Annotated in this window: 24 protein-coding genes and 1 riboswitch; of the genes, 16 read left to right on the forward strand and 8 right to left on the reverse strand. The window is 72.0% G+C overall.

The features are described 5' to 3' along the window. The first annotated feature begins 11 nt into the window (after nucleotides 1-11). The 4 genes from DDP54_RS10825 (at nucleotide 12) to DDP54_RS10840 (ending at nucleotide 3,383) form a co-directional block, all read left to right on the forward strand. The gene (locus DDP54_RS10825; RefSeq protein WP_109131743.1) at nucleotides 12-374 is read left to right on the forward strand and encodes a response regulator; all 363 of its coding nucleotides are present in this window, start codon (nucleotides 12-14) and stop codon (nucleotides 372-374) included. After that, nucleotides 371-859: a hypothetical protein gene (locus tag DDP54_RS10830; RefSeq protein ID WP_109131744.1), complete on the forward strand. Its 489-nt coding sequence runs from the start codon at nucleotides 371-373 to the stop codon at nucleotides 857-859. Before DDP54_RS10825 ends, DDP54_RS10830 begins: the two co-directional genes overlap by 4 nt. An 80-nt stretch (nucleotides 860-939) precedes the next feature. Next, entirely contained in the window at nucleotides 940-1,818 is an 879-nt protein-coding gene (locus tag DDP54_RS10835; protein ID WP_109131745.1) for a CAP domain-containing protein, read from the forward strand. A 77-nt stretch (nucleotides 1,819-1,895) separates the two neighbouring features. Further along, nucleotides 1,896-3,383 (forward strand): NCS2 family permease, encoded by a 1,488-nt coding sequence (locus DDP54_RS10840; protein ID WP_109132526.1) that lies wholly within the window; start codon nucleotides 1,896-1,898, stop codon nucleotides 3,381-3,383. Nucleotides 3,384-3,458: 75 nt separating this feature from the next. On the opposite strand, the gene DDP54_RS10845 is transcribed toward DDP54_RS10840, so the two are convergent. After that, nucleotides 3,459-3,950, reverse strand: coding sequence for a VanZ family protein (locus tag DDP54_RS10845; protein WP_109131746.1), 492 nt, complete (start codon nucleotides 3,948-3,950; stop codon nucleotides 3,459-3,461). A gap of 69 nt (nucleotides 3,951-4,019) precedes the next feature. On the opposite strand from DDP54_RS10845, the gene DDP54_RS10850 reads away from it, so the two are divergent. From DDP54_RS10850 to DDP54_RS10875, 6 genes are all read left to right on the forward strand, one after another. After that, a complete protein-coding gene (locus tag DDP54_RS10850; protein ID WP_109131747.1) occupies nucleotides 4,020-5,345 on the forward strand; it encodes a UDP-glucose/GDP-mannose dehydrogenase family protein in 1,326 nt (441 codons plus the stop codon). Between the two features lie 62 nt (nucleotides 5,346-5,407). Continuing rightward, on the forward strand, nucleotides 5,408-5,863 hold the full coding sequence (locus DDP54_RS10855) for a CAP domain-containing protein (protein ID WP_109131748.1): 456 nt from the start codon (nucleotides 5,408-5,410) through the stop codon (nucleotides 5,861-5,863). A gap of 353 nt (nucleotides 5,864-6,216) precedes the next feature. After that, nucleotides 6,217-6,729 carry a MarR family transcriptional regulator gene (locus tag DDP54_RS10860; RefSeq protein WP_109131749.1) on the forward strand — a complete coding sequence of 171 codons (513 nt, stop codon included), beginning with the start codon at nucleotides 6,217-6,219 and terminating at the stop codon, nucleotides 6,727-6,729. Beyond that, nucleotides 6,726-8,084 carry an MFS transporter gene (locus DDP54_RS10865; protein WP_109131750.1) on the forward strand — a complete coding sequence of 453 codons (1,359 nt, stop codon included), beginning with the start codon at nucleotides 6,726-6,728 and terminating at the stop codon, nucleotides 8,082-8,084. The genes DDP54_RS10860 and DDP54_RS10865 overlap by 4 nt, the downstream gene beginning before the upstream one ends. 58 nt (nucleotides 8,085-8,142) lie before the next feature. Then, nucleotides 8,143-9,900, forward strand: coding sequence for a DUF4012 domain-containing protein (locus tag DDP54_RS10870; RefSeq protein ID WP_109131751.1), 1,758 nt, complete (start codon nucleotides 8,143-8,145; stop codon nucleotides 9,898-9,900). Between the two features lie 111 nt (nucleotides 9,901-10,011). Then, the gene (locus DDP54_RS10875; protein ID WP_109131752.1) at nucleotides 10,012-10,347 is read left to right on the forward strand and encodes a hypothetical protein; all 336 of its coding nucleotides are present in this window, start codon (nucleotides 10,012-10,014) and stop codon (nucleotides 10,345-10,347) included. An 88-nt stretch (nucleotides 10,348-10,435) separates the two neighbouring features. Here the strand turns inward: DDP54_RS10875 and serC are convergent, their stop codons facing one another. Continuing rightward, complete coding sequence (serC, locus tag DDP54_RS10880) at nucleotides 10,436-11,551, reverse strand: phosphoserine transaminase (protein ID WP_109132527.1); 1,116 nt, start codon at nucleotides 11,549-11,551, stop codon at nucleotides 10,436-10,438. Between the two features lie 73 nt (nucleotides 11,552-11,624). Between serC and DDP54_RS10885 the strand changes: the two genes are divergently transcribed. The 4 genes from DDP54_RS10885 (at nucleotide 11,625) to DDP54_RS10900 (ending at nucleotide 15,149) form a co-directional block, all read left to right on the forward strand. Then, a complete protein-coding gene (locus DDP54_RS10885; RefSeq protein ID WP_109131753.1) occupies nucleotides 11,625-12,326 on the forward strand; it encodes a metal-dependent transcriptional regulator in 702 nt (233 codons plus the stop codon). 125 nt (nucleotides 12,327-12,451) lie between these two features. Next, nucleotides 12,452-12,647: riboswitch (cyclic di-AMP (ydaO/yuaA leader) on the forward strand. A 2-nt stretch (nucleotides 12,648-12,649) separates the two neighbouring features. Next, on the forward strand, nucleotides 12,650-13,414 hold the full coding sequence (locus tag DDP54_RS10890; RefSeq protein WP_109131754.1) for a C40 family peptidase: 765 nt from the start codon (nucleotides 12,650-12,652) through the stop codon (nucleotides 13,412-13,414). A gap of 152 nt (nucleotides 13,415-13,566) precedes the next feature. Further along, entirely contained in the window at nucleotides 13,567-14,067 is a 501-nt protein-coding gene (locus DDP54_RS10895) for an HNH endonuclease (RefSeq protein WP_109132528.1), read from the forward strand. Between the two features lie 131 nt (nucleotides 14,068-14,198). Next, on the forward strand, nucleotides 14,199-15,149 hold the full coding sequence (locus tag DDP54_RS10900) for a universal stress protein (RefSeq protein WP_109131755.1): 951 nt from the start codon (nucleotides 14,199-14,201) through the stop codon (nucleotides 15,147-15,149). Nucleotides 15,150-15,210: 61 nt separating this feature from the next. Here the strand turns inward: DDP54_RS10900 and DDP54_RS10905 are convergent, their stop codons facing one another. Next, nucleotides 15,211-15,699 (reverse strand): Lrp/AsnC family transcriptional regulator, encoded by a 489-nt coding sequence (locus tag DDP54_RS10905; protein WP_242448345.1) that lies wholly within the window; start codon nucleotides 15,697-15,699, stop codon nucleotides 15,211-15,213. Nucleotides 15,700-15,912: 213 nt separating this feature from the next. Between DDP54_RS10905 and DDP54_RS10910 the strand changes: the two genes are divergently transcribed. Next, the gene (locus DDP54_RS10910; RefSeq protein ID WP_109131757.1) at nucleotides 15,913-17,160 is read left to right on the forward strand and encodes a CAP domain-containing protein; all 1,248 of its coding nucleotides are present in this window, start codon (nucleotides 15,913-15,915) and stop codon (nucleotides 17,158-17,160) included. 45 nt (nucleotides 17,161-17,205) lie between these two features. On the opposite strand, the gene rocD is transcribed toward DDP54_RS10910, so the two are convergent. The 3 genes from rocD to DDP54_RS10925 all read right to left on the reverse strand — a co-directional run bounded on the left by rocD (nucleotide 17,206) and on the right by DDP54_RS10925 (nucleotide 19,933). Then, nucleotides 17,206-18,393, reverse strand: coding sequence for an ornithine--oxo-acid transaminase (gene rocD / locus DDP54_RS10915; protein WP_109131758.1), 1,188 nt, complete (start codon nucleotides 18,391-18,393; stop codon nucleotides 17,206-17,208). Between the two features lie 27 nt (nucleotides 18,394-18,420). Next, entirely contained in the window at nucleotides 18,421-19,266 is an 846-nt protein-coding gene (gene ddaH, locus DDP54_RS10920; RefSeq protein WP_242448346.1) for a dimethylargininase, read from the reverse strand. Nucleotides 19,267-19,396: 130 nt separating this feature from the next. Further along, a complete protein-coding gene (locus tag DDP54_RS10925; protein WP_109131759.1) occupies nucleotides 19,397-19,933 on the reverse strand; it encodes an SRPBCC family protein in 537 nt (178 codons plus the stop codon). Between the two features lie 15 nt (nucleotides 19,934-19,948). On the opposite strand from DDP54_RS10925, the gene DDP54_RS10930 reads away from it, so the two are divergent. Then, nucleotides 19,949-20,935 carry an aldo/keto reductase gene (locus DDP54_RS10930; protein ID WP_109131760.1) on the forward strand — a complete coding sequence of 329 codons (987 nt, stop codon included), beginning with the start codon at nucleotides 19,949-19,951 and terminating at the stop codon, nucleotides 20,933-20,935. A gap of 30 nt (nucleotides 20,936-20,965) precedes the next feature. On the opposite strand, the gene DDP54_RS10935 is transcribed toward DDP54_RS10930, so the two are convergent. Then, a complete protein-coding gene (locus tag DDP54_RS10935; protein ID WP_242448347.1) occupies nucleotides 20,966-21,736 on the reverse strand; it encodes a hypothetical protein in 771 nt (256 codons plus the stop codon). Further along, nucleotides 21,736-22,248, reverse strand: a complete 513-nt coding sequence (locus DDP54_RS10940; RefSeq protein ID WP_109131761.1) for an OsmC family protein — start codon at nucleotides 22,246-22,248, stop codon at nucleotides 21,736-21,738. Before DDP54_RS10940 ends, DDP54_RS10935 begins: the two co-directional genes overlap by 1 nt. Nucleotides 22,249-22,292: the final 44 nt, after the last annotated feature.

Genomic DNA, 22,292 nt, shown 5'->3' on the forward strand with positions numbered 1-22,292 from the left:
AAGGGATCACCATGCTGCGAGTTCTCATCGCGGACGACAGTCGTGTCATGCGACAGATCGTCATCCGCACGCTGCGCCAGGCCGGTTACGACTGGGACGTCCGGGAGGCGTCGGACGGGGTCGAGGCGCTGGCTGCGGTCCAGGCCGACGAGCCCGACCTGGTGCTGTCCGACTGGAACATGCCCAACATGACGGGCATCGAGCTGCTGGGCGCGATGCGCTCGGAGGGCTACGGGACGCCGTTCGCGTTCGTGACGTCCGAGGGCTCCGCGGAGATGCGGGCGGAGGCCGAGCAGGCCGGCGCGCTGTTCCTCATCGCCAAGCCGTTCACCGCCGAATCGTTCCGTGACGCGATCGAGCCGGTGCTCGCATGAGCAACGACACGCACCTGCCCGCCGCGAAGGACATCCGCGACCTGCTCGCCGACCTGCTCGGTCGGGATGTCGAGGTCACCACGGGCGGGACGATGGTCGATCCCGCTGTCGACTTCGGGGCGATGGTCGGCGTCTACGTCGACAGGAACGTGCGCCTTGCCGCGCTCGTGCTGCTCGACATCGCCCTGGCGTCCCGGATGGGCGCCGCGATCGCCCTGCTGCCGACCCGCGCTGCCGAGGCGGCGATCAACAACGGCCTGCTGCCCGACAACATCCGCGACAACGCCGCCGAGATCCTCAACATCACGGCGTCTCTCTTCAACGTCGAGGGTGCGCCGCACGTGCGGCTCGATGCCGTGTACGCGCCGGGTGACCCGATCCCTGCGGACGTCGCGCAGTGGATCCTGACGTTCGTGCGCCGCTGCGACCTCGGCATGGACGTGGCGGGCTACGGCGGCGGTCAGTTCTCGCTGCTCGTGCCCTGAGGCCTGTCGCGGCGCGGAGCCCAGAGCCCGGCGGCCGCGGGGCCTCCCGCAGGTAGGTCACGAACCGATAACGTTGCGGCGTGCCGACGACCGACGAGCTCTCGCCCCTGCGCCGGCGTGACCTGCGCGCGTACCGGATGGGCACGCTGCGCCGGCGCAGCCGCCGCCACGTCGTCGTTGTCGCCTCGGTCCTCGGGATCGCGCTCCTGGCAGCCGTCACCCCGGCCGTCCTGAGCGGCGACACCCCCGTCGAGGCCGTCGAGGCTCTGCCGGCCCGTCTCGCGGGCCCGGGAGACCTGGCCGCTCGCGGCGCTGACCAGGCCGTTCGCGGGGCCGACGGCGCGATCGGTGCGATGGTCGCGTCCCGGTCGGGCGAACGGCGGGACGCGGTCCCGCCGGTACCGTCGCCCTCGGCGATGGCATCGGCCGACGTCGGTCAGCCGCCGGCCGTCGCCGCGCCACCGGCACGGTCGCAGGCGACGTCGATCGCTCAGGGGACCATCGCTCCGGCCGTCGACGCAACGGCCCCTGCGCCCTCCACGACGTCGACGACAACGCCGTCACCGACGGCGGCACCGACGGCGGCACCGGCCCTGTCCGACGACGAGCAGCTCGCGGCCCGGCTCGTCGTGCTCACCAACGCCGAGCGCGCGAAGGCCGGTCTTGTGGCGCTCGAGACGTCGCCGTGCGCGACCGCCCAGGCCGCCGCACGAGCCGCCGTCCTGGTCGCGCAGGGACGGTTCGAGCACGACCCGCTCGGCCCGGTCGTCGAGGCGTGCGGCGGGAGCAGCGTCGGCGAGAACCTCGCGCTCGGCTACTCGACGCCCGAGGCGATGACGGCCGGCTGGATGGCCTCACCGGGCCATCGGGAGAACATCCTGCGCGCCTACACCTCGATCGGCATCGGCTGCGTCACCGGGTCGGCCGGCGCCCTGTGCTCCCAGCTGTTCCTCGGCTGACACCCCGGGCGGTCCACTTCGCACACCACGTGGACAACCTGTGTGCGGAGGGTGCCAGTTCTGCGATCATGCGCGCCATGGCGACTACTTCCCCCCGGACGGAGACGGCTGCCCCCCGCAACGCCGTCGACCGTTACTTCAAGATCACCGAGCGTGGTTCCTCGATCGGCGCCGAGGTCCGCGGCGGTCTCGTGACCTTCTTCACGATGAGCTACATCATCGTTCTCAACCCGATCATCCTGGGCTTCGTCCAGGACGGCACGGGCAAGTTCCTCGGCGGCGGTGACGCCCCGAACCTCGGCATGATCGCCGCGGCCACGGCCCTCATCGCCGGCCTCCTGACGATCCTTATGGGGACCGTCGCAAACTTCCCGATCGCGCTCGCCGCGGGCCTCGGCCTCAACGCCGTGGTCGCGTACTCGATCGCCGCCCTGCCGGGCATGACGTGGCCCGACGCGATGGGCATCGTCGTGATCGAGGGCCTCATCATCCTGATCCTCGTGCTCACCGGGTTCCGGCGGGCCGTGTTCAAGGCCGTCCCCGTCGAGATCAAGACGGCCATCAGCGTCGGCATCGGCCTGTTCATCGCGTTCATCGGCCTCGTCGACTCCGGGTTCGTCCGGATCCCGGCGAGCCAGGCCACGCCGGTCGAGCTCGGCATCAGCGGCTCCCTGGCCGGCTGGCCGCTCCTCGTGTTCGTGGTCGGCCTGCTCCTCGCGATCATCCTCATGGTGCGCAAGGTCAAGGGCGCGATCCTCATCGCGATCCTCAGCTCGACGGTCCTCGCGCTCATCGTCGAGGCTGTCGGCAAGGTCGGCCCGATGAAGGTCGACGGCGCCGTCGTCAAGCCGACGGGCTGGGAGCTCAACGTCCCGCACATCTCCGGCTCGATCGTCTCGGTCCCCGACTTCTCGCTCATCGGGCACTTCTCGCTCTTCGGCGCGTTCGGCAAGATCGGCGTCCTCGCGGTCGCGCTCCTCGTGTTCGCGATCATGCTCGCCGACTTCTTCGACACGATGGGCACGATGGTCGCCGTCGGCGGCGAGGCCGGTCTGCTCGACGAGGAGGGCAACCCCGAGGGTGCTCAGCAGATCCTCATCGTCGACTCGATCGCCGCGGCGGCCGGTGGCATGGGCAGCGTCTCGTCCAACACCAGCTACATCGAGTCGGCGGCGGGTGTCGGTGACGGCGCTCGCACCGGTCTCGCGTCGATCGTGACCGGTATCGCGTTCCTGCTCGCGACGTTCCTGTCGCCGCTGGTCAACCTGGTGCCGTTCGAGGCGGCCACCCCGGCGCTCGTCGTCGTCGGCTTCCTCATGGTCATGCAGGTGTCCGGGATCGACTGGAAGAACTTCGAGGTCGCGATCCCCGCGTTCCTCACGATCATCCTGATGCCGTTCACCTACTCGATCACCGCGGGCATCGGCGCGGGCTTCATCGCGTTCGTCGTCATCAAGATCGCGGTCGGCAAGATCAAGGCCATCCACCCGCTCATGTGGGTCGCTGCGATCCTGTTCGTCTTCTACTTCACGCTCGGCCCCATCAAGGACGCTCTGGGCATCTGAGCCCCGGGCAGCCGCCCGACGAGAGTCCCGACGAGAGTGCAGCGACGTCTGCCCCGGAAGCACCGGGCGCAGCCGTCACTGCACTCTCGTCGCGTCCGGGTCGCTCGCGTCCGGCTCGGCAGCGGCCGGCTCGCTCGTCGGGCTCCGCCGGGTCCGACGTGCGGCCACGACGACAGCGAGCCCGAGCAGGCCGACCGCGGCACCTGCCGTGTTCAGGACGACGTCCTGGATCGTCGGGACGCGCGTCGGGAGGAACATCAGCTGGCTCGTCTCGATGGCAGCTGAGACCGCACACCCGGCGGCGACCACCGCACCCCGATGCCGATGGCTCACGAGAAGCCCGCCGAGCACGCCGAACGGCACGAACATCACCACGTTCGCCGTGGCCTCCAGGCCCTCGTAGGTCACCGGGACCCCGTGCCCGGTCAGCCACGCGGTGAGCGACCGGAGCGCGTCGAGCTGGTCCGGGCTCGCGAAGTCGGGCCACAGGGTCATCCGCGCGACGCCCAGGAGGTAGAGGACCGCCGCGCACACGACCACGCGTCGGGCTCGACGGTCGGTCACCATCCGGCCAGGGTAAGGCGCCGAGAATCGGTACAGTGGCCCGGGTCTCACTGTCTGCCCCTAGGAGTCGTCATGCGCGTCTCGGTCATCGGTTGCGGATATCTCGGTGCGGTTCACGCCGCGTCCATGGCGAAGCTGGGGCACGACGTCGTCGGTGTCGATGTCGACGCGGTCAAGATCGCGGAGCTGGCGGCCGGCCGGGCGCCGTTCTACGAGCCGGGCCTGCCCGAGCTTCTCGACGACGTGATGGCCACCGGACGGCTGCGCTTCACGACCGACATGGCCGACGTCGCGGGGTCGCTGGTCCACTTCATCTGCGTGGGCACGCCGCAGAAGCGTGGGGAGTTCGGCGCCGACCTCGTGTACGTCGACGTGGCGTTCGAGCAGCTGCTCGCGCACGTGGGCCCGGGCGAGGTCGTCGCCGGCAAGTCGACGGTCCCGGTCGGCACGGCCGAGAGGCTCGCCGAACGGCTGGCCGGCACGGGTGCGACGCTCGTGTGGAATCCCGAGTTCCTCCGCGAGGGGCTCGCGGTCCAGGACACCCTGCACCCCGACCGCCTCATCTACGGACTGCCGACCGACGACGACGGCGTCCCCACGGCGGCTGGCGATGCCGCCAAGGCGCAGCTGGACGACGTGTACGCGACTCCGCTCGCGGAGGGAGTGCCGTTGGTCGTCACTGACTACGCGACCGCTCAGCTCGTGAAGGTCGCCGCCAACTCGTTCCTCGCGACCAAGATCTCCTTCATCAACGCGATGGCCGAGCTGTGCGAGGCGACCGGCGCGGACGTCACGCGACTCGCAGATGCCATTGGTTACGACAGCCGGATCGGCCGCAAGTTCCTCAACGCCGGCCTCGGGTTCGGCGGCGGCTGCCTACCCAAGGACATCCGGGCGTTCATGGCCCGTGCCGGAGAGCTCGGCGTCGACCAGGCGTTGTCGTTCCTGCGTGAGGTCGACTCGATCAACATGCGGCGGCGCGTCCGCATGGTCGACCTGGCGCGCGACGTGTGCCACGGCTCGATCGTCGGCCGTCGGGTCGCGGTGCTCGGGGCCGCCTTCAAGCCCGACAGCGACGACGTGCGGGACTCCCCGGCGCTGTCGGTCGCCGCGCAGATGCAGCTCCAGGGCGCGCACGTCACGGTGACGGACCCGAAGGCGATCGAGAACGCCCGCGCAAAGTGGCCGGACCTGAAGTTCGCCGACACCGCGCTCGAGGCCGCCACAGGCGCCGACGTCGTGCTGCTCGCGACCGAGTGGGCCGAGTACCGCGACCTTGACCCGGCCGTGCTCGGCGGCGTCGTGGCCGAGCGCCGCATCCTCGACGGGCGCAACGTGCTCGACCCGGCACGCTGGCGCGCCGCTGGCTGGACGTACCGCGCCCTCGGCCGCCCTTGACTAACCGCCGCGACCTGCCACCGCCGATCTGGGCCTGGGCGACCATAGCTGTCGGGGTGGTGATGGCAGCGGTCGCTCTCGTCGTCGCGTTCCAGCAGGGTCTCGGCCCGACGGTCGCCGCGACACCGAGCTGGTCGGCCGCGGGCGCCGACCCGATCGCCTACGCCCAGGAGCTCGTGACGGACACCAACACGGCGCGTGCCGCGGAAGGGCTCTTGCCTCTCGAACTGTCCGAGTGCGCCCGTTCGGCAGCAGCCGACCGTGCCGATGCGCTGACCGGCGGCCGCGAGCTCACGCATGCGAGTCTCGTCCCAGTCATGGAGGCGTGCGACCCCGCGGGACCCGCGGCCGAGAACCTCAGCCGAGCCGCCGCCGGTCCGCAGGCCGTCGTCGACGCCTGGCTCGCATCCCCCGGCCACCGCGCCAACCTGCTCGACCCGACGCTGACCCGGGTAGGAGTGGCCTGCGTCCTCGACCAGACCCGCATGCTCTGCTCCCAGCTCTTCCTGGGCCCATAAGCCCGCATCCCTCCCGCCGAGACTACGCGGATGGCTGGCTCGCGGGTTCGAATGCCAGCCCTCTGCGCAGTCTCGCCGGCGCGATCCGCGGGGCCGAGCCTAGGTGTGTGGGCGGGTCTCGAGTGCTGCGGCCCCGCACACCGCCCTACGGTCGCCCGACCAACCAAGACCCGCCCAACCCGTTCGACACGCCCGACCTATCCAGCCAGTCCGTCCTGCTCGGCCCGGTCGCTGGCGGGTCGAGGGCAGCCCGGCGGGCGCGAGCGGGGCTGGCGGTTGGTGGGCGGCTCGGGCGTGGACCCGGGCGGATCGGCCGAATGTCGTTACTCAGGGTAATGAGTTAGGGTAAGGACATGCACGATCTTGCCGTCCACTCCGGGACCGGCGCAACAGCGCCCGTCACGCCCACCGCGCCGATCACGCCTCCGCCGCCGACCACGAAGCAGTGCCGGCCCGGCGAGCTCGCGGCCGAGCTGCGCATCGGGATCTTCCGCTCCGCCCGCCGGCTGCGCGCAGAGCGCGGGTCTGCCGATCTCCCCGACCACCAGTACTCGGTGCTCGGCTGGCTCAACGTGAACGGGCCGCTCACGCCCGGCGCGCTCGCCGAGATGCAGCACGTGCAGCCGCCGTCGATGACCCGGACGGTCAACACGCTCGTCGAGCTAGGCCTGGTGCAGAAGGCCGAGCACCCCACGGACGGCCGCCAGGTCGTCGTGAGCCTGACCGATTCGGGGGTCAGAGAGGTCAAGGAGACGGTGCGACGTCGTGACGTGTGGTTGACCGGCAGGCTCGCGCAGCTCACCGCGGGTGAGCGCGCGACCCTGGCCGCCGCTGCCCAGCTGATGCGGGGGATCGCCGCCTCATGAGAGAGACGTTCTCCTCGCTCCGCTACTTCAACTACCGGCTGTGGTTCACCGGGGCGATCGTCGCCAACATCGGCACGTGGATGCAGCGCGTCGCGCAGGACTGGTTGGTCCTGACCGTCCTGTCGCACGACTCGGGCATCGCGGTGGGCGTCACGACGGCGCTGCAGTTCGGTCCGACGCTGGTCCTGTCCGCGTGGGCCGGTCTCCTCGCCGACCGGCTCGACCGCCGCAAGCTCCTGCTCGCGACGCAGACTGCCCAGGGCGTCCTCGCGACCGCACTCGGCATCCTCGTGCTTGGCGGTCACGCCCAGCTCTGGCACGTCTTCGTCTTCGCGGGCCTCCTGGGCTCGGTGACGGCGATCGACGGGCCCGTGCGGCAGACGTTCGTCGCCGAGATGGTGCCGGCCGAGGGGCTGGCCAACGCGGTCGGCCTGAACAGCGCGTCGTTCAACGCGGCCCGGCTCATCGGCCCGGGGCTCGCGGGGCTGCTCATCGCGGGAGTCGGCACCGGCTGGGTGTTCGTCATCAACGGTCTGACGTTCGCGTCGACCCTCCTCGCGCTCACGAAGATGCGCGACAGCGAGATGCGGAAGATGCCGACGGCCGGACGGGCCAAGGGGCAGATCCGGGAGGGCCTGCGCTACGTGCGCGGTCGCTCGGACATCGTCGTGATCATGGTCGTCGTCGGCGTCGTGTCGACGTTCGGCCTCAACTTCCAGCTGACGAGCGCGATGATGGCGCGCGTCGAGTTCGGACGGGGTGCGGGGGAGTACGGCATCCTCGGATCGGTCCTCGCGATCGGCTCGTTGACAGGCGCGCTGCTCGCTGCCCGACGCAAGCGGCCGCGGGTTCGGCTCGTGATCGGCTCGGCCTTCGCGTTCGGCATCGCGAGCGGCGTCATGGCGCTCATGCCGACGTTCACGTCGTACGCGGTCGCGTCCATCCCCGTCGGGCTCGCGTCCTTGACGATGATGACGGCGGCCAACACGACGATTCAGATGAACACCGACCCCGCGATGCGCGGTCGCGTGATGGCGCTCTACATGATGGTCTTCCTCGGCGCGACACCCATCGGGTCGCCCATCGTCGGGTGGATCGCCGAGCAGTTCGGCCCCCGCTGGTCGGTCGGCATCGGGTCGGTCACAGCCCTGCTGGTCGCGTCGGGCGCGGCAGTGTGGGCATCCCGGCGGTGGAACGTCGAGGTGCGCTACCACGTGCACCGTCCGCATCTCGAGGTCCGGTACCCGCCCGCGGGCGACGGCGACCTCATGCCCGACGACGAGGTCGTGGAGCGCGACAACGCCGCGCGGAGCCTTGGTGCGCAGGACGCCGCGAACCGCGTGACAGCGGCCTGACGGGTGAATCGGCGCCCCGGGCACCCTCAGACGGTGCCCGGTATGTGACGATCGTCCCATGAGGGGTAGCCGGCGCGTCCGCATCACGCTCAGGGTGTCCGCCGGGGTGCTGGGGCTGGTGCTCGTCGCCGGAGGCTGGCTGGGCTACCGCGGTCTGCAGGCCGAGCACGCGCTGCGCAGCGTGGGCGACGTGGTCGGGAATTTGGAGTCGGACATCGCCGCGGGCCGCACCAAGGCGCTCGCGGACAAGCTGCCTGCGGTCCAGGCCGACGCGGAGCGTGCCCGGTCGGCGACGTCCGACCCGGTGTGGCGGCTCGCCGAGCACCTGCCGCTCGTCGGCGACGACCTCGCAGCCGTGCGCACGGTCGCGGCCGCCGTGGACGACGTGGCCCGGGACGCCCTGCCGGCGATCTCGCAGCTCGGCACGGTCCTCGGGGCGCAAGAGGTCCGGGGCACGGACGGCCGGATCGACCTCCAGCCGCTCGTCGACGCGGCCCCCACCCTCGCGCTCGCGGACTCCACGACGGTCCGTGCGCGGGACGCGGTCGACGCGATCGACACCTCGAGCCTCATGGGCCGCATCGCCGGCCCGGTCGTCAAGGTGCAGAAGGGGCTGGGCAAAGCGGCCGCGGCTCTCGACGCAGCCTCGAAGGTCGCCACGCTGCTGCCCTCGATGCTCGGGGCCGACGGCCCGCGCACCTACCTGCTGCTGTCTCTGAACAGCGCCGAGCTGCGCAGCGCGGGCGGCATCGTCGGCGCCGTCGCCGTCCTGCACGCCGAGAACGGTTCGATCGACCTCGTCGAGCAGCGCACGACGCTGGCCTTCCCTCCGACCGAAGAGAGCGTCCTGCCGCTCACGCCCGACGAGTTGCTGGTGCACACCGACCGGCTTGGCCGGTGGATTCAGGACACGGTCTTCACGCCCGACTTCCCGCGGACGGCCCAGCTCGTGAGCGCGATCTGGGAGCGGTCTACCGGCCAGACGGTCGACGGGGTGGTGGCGACGGACCCTGTCGCCGCGAAGTACCTGCTGAGCGCGACCGGCACGATCGCTGCGCCGGACGGCGTCAAGCTGCGCGCCAGCAACCTGCTGAGCGTCCTGCTGCACGACTCGTACCTGTCGATGCAGGACCCGGCGGTCGCCGACGAGTTCTACACCGGCGTGGCCGCGACGATCTTCAGGGCGGTCGGCTCGGGGCAGGGCGACTCGCGGGACGTCGTCGAGCAGCTCGCGAAGGCCGGCGAGGAGCGTCGCGTGCGCATCTGGTCCGCGCACCCCGACGAGCAGGGGCTGCTTGCGCCCACGTCGCTCAGCGGCGGCTTCCTGTCGGGGTCCGACGATGCGGCAGCCGGCGTGTTCCTGAACGACGGCACCGCGGGGAAGCTCGACTACTACCTCACGACTGCGTATTCGGTCGAGTCGATGACCTGCGGGAAGGATGGGTTCCCGGGCGCGGCGGTCGTGCGGCTCGACCTCGCCTACGACCCGCCTGCGGATGTCGCCACGTACCCCATGTACGTCACGGGGTATCACGGCGACCGCATCGCGACGGGCTCGGTCCAGACGAATGTGACCGTCTACTCACCTGTCGGCGGCTCGATCAGCGAGCAGGCGCTGGGCGACGAGCTGGTGGGCGGGCTTGCTGCGACCGAGTCGGGTCGGGTCGTGAGCGTCCTGACGTCTCGGCTCGATCCCGGGGGGCGGGCGACCTACCGGTTCACGTTCCCGGTCGTGGCCTCGACGCTCGACGTGTGGACGACGCCGACCCTCACGAGCCCGGGCCTCGTCGAGGGCACGTGCACCCCGGCGCCCTGACGCCGCGATCACTGGCTCTTCACCCGCTCGCCCCCTGCATCCCCGGGACGCCAGCGCGCTACCATGGCGGTAGATATGTCCGATACATACGATTTGACGGGAGGGTCAGCCATGAACAAGAAGTTCCGCACGGCCGCAGGGGTCGGCCTCGGAATGTTCGCGGTGCTCGCGCTGGCCGGGCCGGCCGCAGCAGCGGACCCTGCCACCGGGTGTGTGCGCGAGGACTCGGGCTACGCGGCTCCGGGCGTGACGTGCGTGCTCCCCACCCCGGCGCCGCGTTCCGACGTGCTGGGCGCTGAGCCGAACGTCACCGTGGTGCGCGCCGATGTGCTCTCGGCGACCGGATCGAACGTCGAGCCGGTCCTGTGGCTCGCCGGCGGGCTCGTCGTGGTCGGCGCCGGCGTTCTCGGTGGCATCGCCGTCGCGCGGCGCAGGCACACCGCCTGACGCGTGACCTGAGCACACAGCGCTCGTCGGCTGAAGCCGGCGGGCGCTGTGTTGTCAGGCGCTGTTGTCAGGCGCCCCGACCAGCAGGTCAGCCCAGCCGCTCGACCACGTAGTCGGCGCACGCCGTCAACGCCAGGACGTCGTCCGGGTCGACCGCGGGGAACATGGCCACCCGCAGCTGGTTGCGGCCGAGCTTGCGGTACGGGTCGACGTCGACGATGCCGTTCTCGCGCAGGATCTTCGCGACGGTCTTGGACTCGACCTCGGGGACCAGGTCGATCGTGCCGACGACGTTCGAGCGGATGGCGGGGTCGGTGACGAACGGCGTCGTCCAGTCGCGGGCGTCGGCCCAGCTGTACAGGTGGCCGGCCGACGTGGCGGTGCGCTGCGCGGCCCAGGCCAGTCCGCCGCGGTCCAGCATCCAGTCGAGCTGGTCGGCGAGGAGGACGAGCGTCGCGATCGCGGGGGTGTTGAGCGTCTGGTCGAGCCGCGAGTTCGCGAGGGCGGTGGTCAGCGACAGGAACTCGGGGATCCAGCGGCCGCTCTCGTGGATCTGCTCGGCGCGTGCGATCGCGGCGGGCGACAGCAGCGCGAGCCACAGGCCGCCGTCGGACGCGAAGGACTTCTGCGGCGCGAAGTAGTAGACGTCGGTCTGGGCGACGTCGACGGCGAGGCCGCCCGCGGCCGATGTCGCGTCGACGACGGTGAGCGCGCCCTGCTCGCGCGAGCCTGCGACGCGGCGGACGGGCGCCGCGACGCCCGTCGAGGTCTCGTTGTGGGGCCAGGCGTACACGTCGACGCCGTCCTCATATAGAGGGAGCGCGAGCTGGCCGGGCGGTGCGGTGCGGATCGTGGGCTCACCGAGGAACGGGGCGCGCTTCGAGGCGGCCGCGAACTTGGCGCCGAACTCCCCGAACGACGCGTGCTGCGACCTCTCGCGCACGAGGCACAGGGTCGCGAGGTCCCAGAAGGCCGTCGAGCCGCCGTTGCCGAGGGCGACCTCGTAGCCGTCGGGCAGTGCGAACAGCTCGGCGAGCCCGGCGCGGATGTGGCCGACGAGGGCGCGGACGGGGGCCTGGCGGTGCGAGGTCCCCAGCAGCGCGCGACCTGCGCCCGCGAGCGTGTCGACCTGCTCGGGGCGAATCTTGCTCGGACCCGAGCCGAACCGGCCGTCGACGGGCAGAAGCGCGGCGGGAATGGTGATCTGCACGAGCCGAGGATACGACCCTGACCGTCTAGCCTGGGGGCAGCGACGACCAGATGAGCGGAGTATCCCCGTGAGTGACCTGATCGACACCACCGAGATGTACCTGAAGACGATCTACGAGCTCATCGAAGAGGGCATCACGCCCCTGCGCGCCCGGATCGCGGAGCGGCTCGGCCACAGCGGTCCGACCGTGTCCCAGACGGTCGCGCGCATGGAGCGCGACGGCCTCGTCGTCGTGAACGGTGACCGGCACCTCGACCTCACCCCGGTCGGCGTCGCGAAGGCCACCCGCGTGATGCGCAAGCACCGTCTTGCGGAGCGGCTCCTCACGGACGTGATCGGGCTCGACTGGGAGTTCGTCCACGAGGAGGCGTGCCGCTGGGAGCACGTCATGAGCGAGAGCGTCGAACGCCGGATCGCAGCGTTGCTCGACCACCCGCACTTCGACCCGTACGGCAACCCCATCCCCGGCCTCGAGGAGCTCGACGAGGAGCGCACGTCGGTGTCGTTCCTCGACGGCGTGACGCCCCTGGTGGCCGTCGCCGACGCTGCGGGCACCGCGGGGACCCGCGGGGTCGTCGCGCGACTCGGGGAGCCGCTGCAGTCCGACGTGGAGCTCCTGGCGCGCCTGGACCGCGCCGGGGTGCGTCCCGGGGTGACCGTCGACATCGAGCGCGGACCGGGCGTCGTGACCGTCAGCGTGCCGGGAGCAGACACCGTCCTGGACCTCCCGGACGACCTCGCGCGACACGTGTTCGTGCGCGTGTCCTGACGTCCTTGCAGGTCGCAGCGGTATGTCCGATCTCACCCCGAACTGGTCGTGACCGGAGCGTGACATTCGACGCCGCCGTCCTGTACGTTCGTCCTGCTTCGTAGGAACCCTCCTCCAGCGAAGCCCTGGTGCGGACGCTGAACCCTGCCGCCGCTCCGGGTCCGTACAACTTCGCCGGCAGGGGCGGGGGAACCAAGACGTGGGCACCGGAACACGGTGTCCTTGGGGTGAAGCCGAACGGATGGTCAGTCCATCTGAACGGCCGGGTGCTTCTCCAACCCGAACCCGACAGCTCACCTCGTAGGCGCAAGGAGAGGCACCGCGTGACCGAGAGCATCACCCGCGCCAGACATCGTTCAGCGCGACGACCCACGACTCCGCTTCATGACCTCGCAAACGCCGCCACCGGCTCGATGGGCACGGTCGGCCGTCGCACCGTCGTCGTCGCCGCGTCGTCGGGCCTCCTGGTCACGATGTTCGGCTCGCCGGCCGGTGCAGCCACCGGCGGAGCTGCCGGTTCGCTCCCGTCGGTCGACACCGCATCGCTGACCGCCTCGGCCCGCGCGGTCCTGGCCACAGCCCCCGTCGTGACGGCCCCGGCGGAAGCCGAATGGTCCTCCGACGCCCCCGCGGTCACCGCCGTCGCCCCGGCTCCCGTGGTCACGCGCGCCGCTGCAGCCACGGCCGCGCGGTCCGCCGCCCGCGCCGCCGCTCCCCGCGTCGCGGTCGCCAACAACCCGGTCCCGCAGTCGGTGTCGGGCAACGCGGTCCTCGAGATCGCAGCCCGCTACGTCGGTACCCCGTACCTCTCGGGCGGCACGACGCCGGCCGGGTTCGACTGCTCCGGGTTCGTCTCCTACGTGTACGCGCAGCTGGGCGTCTCGCTGCCGCGCACGTCGTCGGGCATCAAGGCGGCCGGCACGGTCATCTCGCGGGCCGACGCGCAGCCGGGCGACCTGATCTGGAGCCCCGGCCACATCTCGATCTACGCGGGCGGCAACGACCAGATCGACTCGCCGCGTCCCGGCAAGACGGTCCAGTTCCGGTCCATCTGGCAGAGCGCCCCGGTGTTCATCCGGATCGGCTGACCTCATCAGGTGAAGGGCCTCGGCGGTGCGCACAGCACCTCCGGGGCCTTTTCCTTGTCCTCACCGCGTACTCTGGTCGCGCCTGCACCTCCCCCTGCGGACCCGGACAGCCAGCCGGGTCCTCCGACCGGGTCAAGGAGTTCGCCGTGCTGATGCCAGTGCCGCGCCGGACGTTGCTGCTCAACGCGAGCCTCGAGCCGCTGTGCATCGTGAGCGTGCACCGGGCCGTCACCCTCGTGATGACAGGGAAGGCCACCATCCTGGAGATGGACGGTCGGATGCTGCACTCGGAACGCGCGGCCGTCCCGCTCCCTCTGGTCCTGTGCCTGACGCGGTACGTGCACGTGCCGATGCGACGGGTCGTGCCGCCGACGCGCCGGACGGTGCTCCAGCGGGACAACCACCGCTGCGCGTACTGCGGCGGCGCGGCGGACACGGTGGACCACGTCCACCCGCGGTCGCGCGGTGGCCGCCACGAGTGGGCCAACGTCGTGGCCGCGTGCGCGCGGTGCAACCACCGCAAGGCGGACCGGCTGCTCCAGGAGATCGGGTGGGAGCTGGGGTTCGCGCCGCGGGCCCCTCGCGGTGCCGCTGCGCTCGTGCGCGGGGCAAGCGTGGACGAGCCGACCTGGTCGCCCTACCTCGTCGCGTGACGAGCTCGTTGCGCAACGGGGGAATTGCGCCAAGCGCGCGTCAAGGCCTGACCGGGTCTATGACGTGCCACGATGCGCCGATGGCATAGTGTGAGCGCACAGGCGATGAGGACTGCGGGGAGGTTCCACCGATGAGGAACGACAACGTGGTGCTGGTCGGGGTGGACGGCTCCATCGCGAGCCTCCACGCGCTCGACTGGGCAGCGGCTGCCGCGAAGGTGCACCACCGGTCGCTGCGGATCGTCTGCTCCTACTCCTTGCCCTCGTTCACCGCGGCGTCGCTTGACGGCGGCTACGCGGCCCTCGACGACACCGCGATCCAGGCCGGTGCGAAAGCCGTCCTCGAGGAGGCGACCCAGCGGATCGCGTCCTCCGGGGTCGAGGTCACCGCGACCGTCGCCACCGGCGATGCGACGGGCGTGCTCGTCGAGCTGTCGCACGAGGTCGCGGTCGCCGTTGTAGGGACCCGCGGTCGCGGAGGCTTCGCGGACCGGGTGCTCGGGACCGTCTCGTCGGCCCTGCCGGCGCACGCCTACTGCCCGACGGTCGTCGTGCCGCTGCGGGGAGCGCCGCGGCCGGCGCCTGACATGGCGGAGGACTCGCTTCCCCCGATCTCGCCGGTCCACCGCATCGTCGTCGGCGTCGACGGCTCACCGCAGGCCGAGATCGCCCTGCGGGCCGCGATCATCGAGGCCAAGGCCTGGGACGCCGAGCTCATCGCCGTCACCGGGGTGCCCCTCGGTCAGGGCGCCGGGATGCTGAGCTGGTTGCCGGCGGCGATCGACCGCGAGCAGGTGCTCAAGGACGTCACCGAGGGCCTCAACGTCGTGATCGACCGAGCCCTCGTGGACCACCCCGGGTTCTCGGTGCGCCGGCACGTGCTCGACGGCTCGGGCGCCGAGCTGCTCACCGAGTTCTCCACCGCGACGGACCTCATCATCGTCGGGTCGCGCGGCCGCGGGGGATTCGCCGGGCTGCTGCTGGGCTCGACGAGCCAGGCCGTCCTGCACCACGCGTCGTGCCCCGTCATGGTCGTGACCAACCGCTGCAAGCCGCGCGACGAGGCTGCGCCGACCAGCTGACCTGCGCCGGGGCATTGCCCTGGAGCCCGCGAGCGAGCCCAGAGACCGGTAGCCGGGCGACTCAGTCCGCCGGTGCCGCCGGGACGTCGGGGCGTCGCAGCAGCGCGGACAGGACGACGGTCGAGCGCGTCCGCGCGACGAACGGCTCGGCGGCAAGACGCTCGACGACTCGCTCCAGGTGACGCATGTCCCGGGCGCGGACCTGCAGCACGAGGTCGACGTCACCCGTCACGGTGCTGGCCGCCACGACCTCCGGGTACGTCTCGACGGCCGCGCGCATGGTCGACGGGCTCGTGGAGCCGTGGCAGTACAGCTCGACGAACGCCTCGGTCTCCCAGCCGAGCGCGGCCGGGTCGAGCCGCACCGTGAAGCCGCGGATGACGCCGCGCGCGCGGAGCCGGTCGACGCGACGCTTCACCGCCGGCGCCGAGAGCGAGACCGCAGCACCCACGTCCGCGTAGCTCGCCCGCGCGTCGACGGCGAGCTCCCGAAGGATCGCCGTGTCGAGGGGATCGAGCGGATCCGGGTGGGGGAGGGTCGCTGGCGGCACGCCCCCATGATGGCGCACGCGCACCCGCGGCGGCATGGGCGATTTGCCCTGTGGTGTCGGCATGAATACGGAATCGCCGGTATTCCCGACACGCCGCCATTGCCGCGCTGATTATCAGGCATGCGACCACAAATCGGACAATCCCACCTCCGGTCCCTTGCAGATGCCGATTTTCTCCGGGATCGTCGCCATGGCGTTGAAAGGAAATCATTCATGGCGACGGTAAGAAACGACGAGCGCGTCGACGCGGTCCCGGCCCAGCGAGTCCCGGGCCGCAAGGACCTGCGCGAGGCGACCCCAGCGAGCACGGCAGCAGACGCTGCGGTCGCGCGCCGCGGTGCGCTGGCCCGCGCCCGCGCTGCCGGCGCCCTCGAGTCCGCGACCGCCCCGGTGCTCGCACCTCCCGTCCTCCCGACCCAGTCGGCCGCGCCGTCTGTCGAGAGCCTCGCTCCCGAGGTCGCGCGGCCCAGCGTCGAGGCGCCGCCTCAGACCTCGTCGACGCGCCGCAGCACGCGGCTCACCCTCGTCGTCACGTCGGCGTTCCTCGTCGTGGCCCTCGTCGTCGCTGGCGTCATCTCGTCCGTCCAGAGCTCGGCCCGCGCCGCCGAGCTGGTGCGGGTCAACGCCCGGGTCGCTCTCGAGGTCGCCGCGCGCACCGACGACCAGTCCCTCGTCCGCTCGGCGGACCGCGCGGTCGCGCAGGCGGCCGTGGCGAACCAGCGCGCGGCGCAGGTCGCGACAGCCGGCGCCGCCGTCGCAGCGGCCCAGGCGACGCTCGCGGCGACGCCCAACGCGGGTGACGCCTCGCGGGGCGCCCTCCAGGCGGCCATGGACGCCCTCAGCGCCGCCATGGCCACGACAGGCAGCGGGACGAGCCTGGCGACGCTGCACGCGGCAGCTGCGGCCGTCCCGGCGACCCAGCAGGCAGCGGTCGACGCGCAGACGGCCTGGCAGGTGGCCGAGGACGCCCGCATCGCCGCCGAGCAGGCCGCAGCGCAGGCCGCGCAGCAGGCAGCCGCCGAGCAGGCTGCTGCACTGGCCGCGAAGAAGACCGCCAAGCCCGCAGCCGCCAAGACCGTCAGGTCGGCCCCGACCGCGGCCGCCCCAGCCGCAGCGCCCGCCGCGTCGGGCGTCGGCGACGTGTTCAGCGCCGGCACCATCGGCGCCGAGCTCAACGCCTACCGCGCCTCGCAGGGTCTCGGTGCCCTCTCGATCGTGTCGTCAGCGGCGCGCGTCGAGCACGCGCGGCAGATGGCCGCGTCGAACAGCATCTGGCACAGCACGGTCCGCAGCATGGCCGAGATCGTCGGTCGCGTGAGCCCCGCGAGTGCCTCGGCAATGATCAACGCCTACGCGAACTCGCCCGGGCACAATGCGATCATGCTCGGCAGCTATTCGACCGCGTATGTCGGCGCCGTCACCTATGACGGCTGGCTGTACACGTCGATCCAGTTCGGCTGATCCGCGCCGACCATTCAGGCGAGCGCCAACTCAGGCGAGCGCCGCTCAGACCAGCGCGACGGCCAGCCGGTCGAGCGCGAGGTCGAGGTCCGCACGTTCCATGACGAGCGGCGGCGCGAGCCGGATCGTCGACCCGTGCGTGTCCTTGGCCAGGACGCCCTGCTTGAGCAGCCGTTCGCAGAGCTCGCGTCCGGTCATCCGCTCGGGGTCCACGTCGATGCCCGCCCACAGGCCGACGCCGCGTGAGCGGGCGATGAGCCCGGCCTCGGTGAGCGTGCGCAGCCGCGTGTGCAGGTGGGCGCCGAGCTCACGGGCCCGGGCCTGGTGCTCGCCGGTCGCCAGCAGCTCGACCACTGCGAGCCCGACCGCGCACGCGAGCGGGTTGCCGCCGAACGTCGAGCCGTGCGTGCCGGGGGTGAGCACGCCGAGCACGTCCGCGCGCCCGACGACGGCGGACACGGGCAGGATCCCGCCGCCGAGCGCCTTGCCGAGCACCATGAGGTCGGGGCGGACGCCCCACAGCTCGCACGCGAACGTCGTCCCCGTGCGCCCGAGGCCGGACTGGACCTCGTCGGCGATGAGGAGGACGCGCGCGTCGTCGCAGGCCGCGCGGACGGCCGGCCAGTAGTCGTCGGGCGGCATGACGACGCCCTGCTCGCCCTGGATCGGCTCGAGCAGCACTGCAACGGTGGTCTCGTCGATCGCTGCTCGCACCGCGTCGGCGTCCCCGAACGGCACGATCCGGAACCCCGGCGTGTACGGGCCGAACCCGCGTCGGGCGTCGTCGTCGGTCGAGAACGACACGATCGTCGTCGTGCGCCCGTGGAAGTTGCCCGCGGCGACGACGATCGTCGCCCGCTCGGGTGCGACGCCCCGCACCTCGTAGCCCCACTTGCGCGCGGCCTTGACGGCCGTCTCGACGGCCTCGGCCCCGGTGTTCATGGGCAGGACCATCGGGGGCCCGACGACGGCCGGTGCCGCCAGCGCGGCGAGCGCGTCGGCGAACGGCTCGAGCAGGTCGTGGCTGAACGCGCGTGACGTGAGCGTGAGCCGGTCGAGCTGCGCGTGCGCCGCGGCCACGAGGACCGGGTGGCGGTGACCGAAGTTGAGCGCCGAGTACCCCGCGAGCATGTCGAGGTACGCGACGCCGTCCGCGTCCCGCACCCAGGCGCCCTCGCCCCACACGATCGTGACGGGCAGCGGAGCGTAGTTGGGGGCGAGCGATCCGGTCATGTCCAGGTCCTCAGGCTCGGGCCGTCATCACGGTGCGGGACGGATCTCGAGGGTGCAGCACTTCGCGCCGCCGCCGCCCTTGAGCAGCTCGCTCGTGTCGACGGGGATCGGGGTGTAGCCGCGCTCGCGGATCGCGGGGGCGAGGTCGACGGCGCCGGGGGCGACGACGACGTTGAGCCCGTCGCTCACCGCGTTGAGGCCCAGGGCGGCCGCATCCCGGTCGGTTGCGATGACGGCGTCGGGGAACATGCGGGCGAGCACCGACTGCGAGCTGCGGGAGAACGCCGGGGGGTAGTAGGCGATCTGCGGCGACGCGGGGTCGCTCGAGAGCACCGCGAGCGCGGTGTCCAGGTGGTAGTAGTGCGGGTCGACGAGCTCGAGGGAGATGACGGCGCGGCCGAACAGGTCCTGCATCTCGGCGTGCGCGGCGCGGTCCGTGCGGAACCCGGTCCCCGCGAGGATGACGTCGCCGACGACGAGGATGTCGCCCTCGCCCTCGTTGACCTCCGCGGCCGTGTGCGTCACGTACCCGCGGTCCGCGAACCACTTCTGGTAGGCGGGACCCTCGGCGGCACGCTCGGTGTGGCGGAACTTGGCCGAGTAGACGATGCCGTCCACGATGAGGGCGCCGTTCGCGGCGTAGACCATGTCGGGGTAGCCGACGAGCGGCTCGATGGTCTCGACCGTGTGGCCGAGATCCAGGTAGACGTCGCGCAGCGTGCGCCACTGCCGGACGGCGAGGTCCGTGTCCGTCGAGCGCGTCGAGTCCATCCACGGGTTGATCTCGTACGACACCGTGTAGTGCACCGGCTCGCACATCAGGTAGCGGCGGGGCGTGGCGCCCGGGGCGGTGGGCATGCTGCGGATGGGCATGGGGCTCCTGGGGGAGGGTGGCAGCGGCGGGGTCGTCGGCTGCAGGACGGATCTCCCCTCGAGAGTACGAGGCCGCGGCGCGAAGCATGGACTCGCTGCGTCGTGCCGGGGGGCGCGATTCGTTGCGCGATCAGGCCCGACGACGACGATTCGTTGCGCCGGCCACCTCGAGGACCGCTCGAGCGAGTGCGAACCGCAGCATCCCGCGCAGCACGGGGGCCATGAGCCGACCCGTCACGGCGGCCGGGAGCGGTCCGGCGAGGTGCACGCGCTCGCTCCAGGTGACCCGGGCACGGCCCGGTCCGGCACCCGCGATCTCGATCCGCGCCTCGCCGAGCAGCAGCGGCCCTTGCTTGGTGAACACCGCCACGCCCGGCGCGTCGCCCGCCGGAGGCTCGAAGCGGTCGATGCGCATGCGATCCGCCAGACCGGGCGCCCCGCGCCGCGCGAACGGACCGGAGACGGCCACGACCTGCACGCCGAGCGCAGGAGGCGGTGCATCGACGCGCGTCAGCGGGATCCACCGCGCGTGATGACGGGCGTCGACGAGGAGGTCCCACGCGTCGCCCGCATCGAGCGGCAGCACGCGCTCGACGCTGACCTCGTGGGTCGCCGGTCGACCGGCCATGAGTACCCCCTGCGGGATCGGGACGTGCAGGCTCGTCACGCTAACGTGAGGGTCATGGAGACACGACTTCTGGGCAGGACGGGCCGCTCGGTGTCCGTCATCGGGCAAGGTTGCTGGCAGCTCGGCGCGGACTGGGGAACGGTCGACGACGACGCCGCACTCGCGATCCTCGCTGCCGCGGTCGACGCCGGCGTGACATTCCTCGACACCGCCGACGTGTACGGCGACGGCCGCAGCGAGAAGTTCGTCGGGCGCTTCCTCGCCTCGCGCCCTGGGCACGCGATCACCGTCGCGACGAAGATGGGCCGCCGCGCCGACCCGCACGTGGCCGGCGCGTACACGCTCGACAACTTCCGTGCCTGGACGGACCGCTCGCGCGCGAACCTCGGCGTCGACACCCTCGACCTCGTCCAGCTGCACTGCCCGCCCACCGAGGTGTACGGCCGCGACGCGACCTACGACGCGCTCGACACCCTCGTCGACGAGGGCCGCATCGCCGCGTACGGCGTCTCGGTCGAGACGGTCGACGAGGCGCTCGCCGCCATCGCGCGCCCCCGCGTGGCGAGCGTCCAGATCATCCTCAACGTGTTCCGCCGCAAGCCCCTCGAGCGCGTCCTGCCCGCCGCCCTGGCAGCCGGGGTCGGGATCATCGCGCGCGTCCCGCTCGCGAGCGGCCTGCTCACCGGCCGGTACGACGAGGCCACGACCTTCGCCGCGGACGACCACCGCACCTACAACCGGCACGGCGAGGCGTTCGACGTCGGCGAGACGTTCGCGGGCGTCCCGTACGAGGTCGGAGTCCGGGCGGCGCGCGAGGTCGCGACTTTCACGCCCGCAGGTGCGACGACGGCCCAGCTCGCGCTGCGCTGGATCATCGACCAGCCCGGCGGGTCCACGGTCATCCCGGGCGCCAGCCGGCCCGAGCAGGCCCGGGGCAACGCGGGGGCGGCCGACCTCGCACCGCTCGACGCGGCGACCCTGGCCGGCCTCGAAGCCGTGTACGACGAGACGATCCGGGAGCACGTGCACTCCCGCTGGTGACGGGCGGTCTCCCCGCCGGGGAGCTCTCGGCTAGGGGCGACCCTCGACGATGCGCGGCAGGCCGCCCGGCGCGACGACCTCGATGACCTCGGGGAACCGCACGGGTGCCGGACCGAACGCGAGCCGAGCGCCCTCGATGACGGTCTTGCCGAGCGCACGCGCCCCCGCGACACCGATGACCGCGCCGATGCCGAACGGTGCGAGCCGCCCGAACCCCAGCGCGCTCTGCCGAAGAGCCTGGCGTCGGATGAGCCGCTTCGTCAGGGTGGTGTTGACCTTGGCGATCGTCGTCGTCGGCATGTGCGTGAGCAGGGTCCGGGCGAAGTGCAACGAGCTGATCTCGGCCGCGTCGCCGACGGCCTTGGCCCCCGCCTCGCCGAGGATCGTGGCCAGCACGAGCGCGCGGCGCCGGGGCACGTCCTGCACGTCGATCCCGTGGACGCTCGCGACCGCGAGGGAGAACGCCGCCGACGCCCCGAAGAACGTCGCGACGTCGCTCACGGTCAGGGCCATGGCGACCCCGGTCCCGACGGCCGGTGCCGCAGCGGCCGCCCCGACCGCAGCGCCTGCACCCTGGATGACGCGCAGGTACTCCTTCTCGAGGAGGGCCACGAGCTGGTCGGGGGTCGCGTAGGGGTTGCGTCGCCGCAGCTGGTCGACGTGCTCGTGGATCCGCGCGCCAGGGATCGTCACGGACTTGTCCAGCGCGGACTCGAGCATGCCGGCGCGGGGGCCGGTCGGGTCGAGGGTCTGTCGGCGCACGACCTCCGCGTCCGCGGTCCGACGCAGCCTGCGGGCCATCAGTCCTCCCCAGCGATCGTCAGGTGCGTGCTCGCTCCGTGCTGGAGCGTCCGCCCGACCGTGCAGTGCAGGTCGACGGCGCGGTGCACGATCGCGACGAGCCGTTCGCGCTGGGCGGCGTCGAGGCTCGACAGGTCGACGACGAGTTCCTCGCGCAGCTCCGGGTAGAGGTCCTGCTCCGGGTCGCTCGGCCCCGACACGCGCACGGTCACCGGCACGTCGTCGCCGAGGCGGTGCGCGAGAGCCGTGTCCGCACTCATCCCGACGCATCCGGCCAGGGCGATCTTGAGCAGCTCACCGGGCGTGAACACCGCACCCGCCCCGACCGGCCCGATCAGGACCTCGGCGCCGCGCGAGCTGCGCCCGGTGTACGTGCGCCTGCCGGTCCGTTCAACCCACAGCTCCGCGGGGACGTCGTCGTCGAAGTTCGGTGAGGCGACGGCGTGCAGCGCGGCCGCGGGAGTCTCGGCCTCGGGGGTCTTGGCCTCGGGCGAGGCCTCCTCTGTGCTCATGGCGCGATCCTGCCATGGGACCTGCGGAACGGCTCGCGATGGCC

Origin of the sequence: Cellulomonas sp. WB94, assembly GCF_003115775.1 — a bacterium.
GTDB lineage: Bacteria > Actinomycetota > Actinomycetes > Actinomycetales > Cellulomonadaceae > Cellulomonas_A.

What these genes read in the sequence shown, in the direction of transcription:
- DDP54_RS10855 (WP_109131748.1), top strand. Translation starts at nt 5,408, where the DNA reads ATGGCAGCGGTCGCTCTCGTCGTCGCGTTCCAGCAGGGTCTCGGCCCG.
- DDP54_RS10930 (WP_109131760.1), top strand. Translation starts at nt 19,949, where the DNA reads ATGGAGACACGACTTCTGGGCAGGACGGGCCGCTCGGTGTCCGTCATC.
- DDP54_RS10865 (WP_109131750.1), top strand. Translation starts at nt 6,726, where the DNA reads ATGAGAGAGACGTTCTCCTCGCTCCGCTACTTCAACTACCGGCTGTGG.
- DDP54_RS10910 (WP_109131757.1), top strand. Translation starts at nt 15,913, where the DNA reads ATGGCGACGGTAAGAAACGACGAGCGCGTCGACGCGGTCCCGGCCCAG.
- DDP54_RS10895 (WP_109132528.1), top strand. Translation starts at nt 13,567, where the DNA reads ATGCCAGTGCCGCGCCGGACGTTGCTGCTCAACGCGAGCCTCGAGCCG.
- DDP54_RS10935 (WP_242448347.1), bottom strand. Translation starts at nt 21,736, where the DNA reads ATGGCCCGCAGGCTGCGTCGGACCGCGGACGCGGAGGTCGTGCGCCGA.
- DDP54_RS10860 (WP_109131749.1), top strand. Translation starts at nt 6,217, where the DNA reads ATGCACGATCTTGCCGTCCACTCCGGGACCGGCGCAACAGCGCCCGTC.
- DDP54_RS10850 (WP_109131747.1), top strand. Translation starts at nt 4,020, where the DNA reads ATGCGCGTCTCGGTCATCGGTTGCGGATATCTCGGTGCGGTTCACGCC.
- DDP54_RS10830 (WP_109131744.1), top strand. Translation starts at nt 371, where the DNA reads ATGAGCAACGACACGCACCTGCCCGCCGCGAAGGACATCCGCGACCTG.
- DDP54_RS10875 (WP_109131752.1), top strand. Translation starts at nt 10,012, where the DNA reads ATGAACAAGAAGTTCCGCACGGCCGCAGGGGTCGGCCTCGGAATGTTC.
- DDP54_RS10870 (WP_109131751.1), top strand. Translation starts at nt 8,143, where the DNA reads ATGAGGGGTAGCCGGCGCGTCCGCATCACGCTCAGGGTGTCCGCCGGG.
- DDP54_RS10840 (WP_109132526.1), top strand. Translation starts at nt 1,896, where the DNA reads ATGGCGACTACTTCCCCCCGGACGGAGACGGCTGCCCCCCGCAACGCC.
- rocD (WP_109131758.1), bottom strand. Translation starts at nt 18,393, where the DNA reads ATGACCGGATCGCTCGCCCCCAACTACGCTCCGCTGCCCGTCACGATC.
- DDP54_RS10900 (WP_109131755.1), top strand. Translation starts at nt 14,199, where the DNA reads ATGAGGAACGACAACGTGGTGCTGGTCGGGGTGGACGGCTCCATCGCG.
- ddaH (WP_242448346.1), bottom strand. Translation starts at nt 19,266, where the DNA reads ATGCCCATCCGCAGCATGCCCACCGCCCCGGGCGCCACGCCCCGCCGC.
- DDP54_RS10845 (WP_109131746.1), bottom strand. Translation starts at nt 3,950, where the DNA reads ATGGTGACCGACCGTCGAGCCCGACGCGTGGTCGTGTGCGCGGCGGTC.
- DDP54_RS10825 (WP_109131743.1), top strand. Translation starts at nt 12, where the DNA reads ATGCTGCGAGTTCTCATCGCGGACGACAGTCGTGTCATGCGACAGATC.
- DDP54_RS10940 (WP_109131761.1), bottom strand. Translation starts at nt 22,248, where the DNA reads ATGAGCACAGAGGAGGCCTCGCCCGAGGCCAAGACCCCCGAGGCCGAG.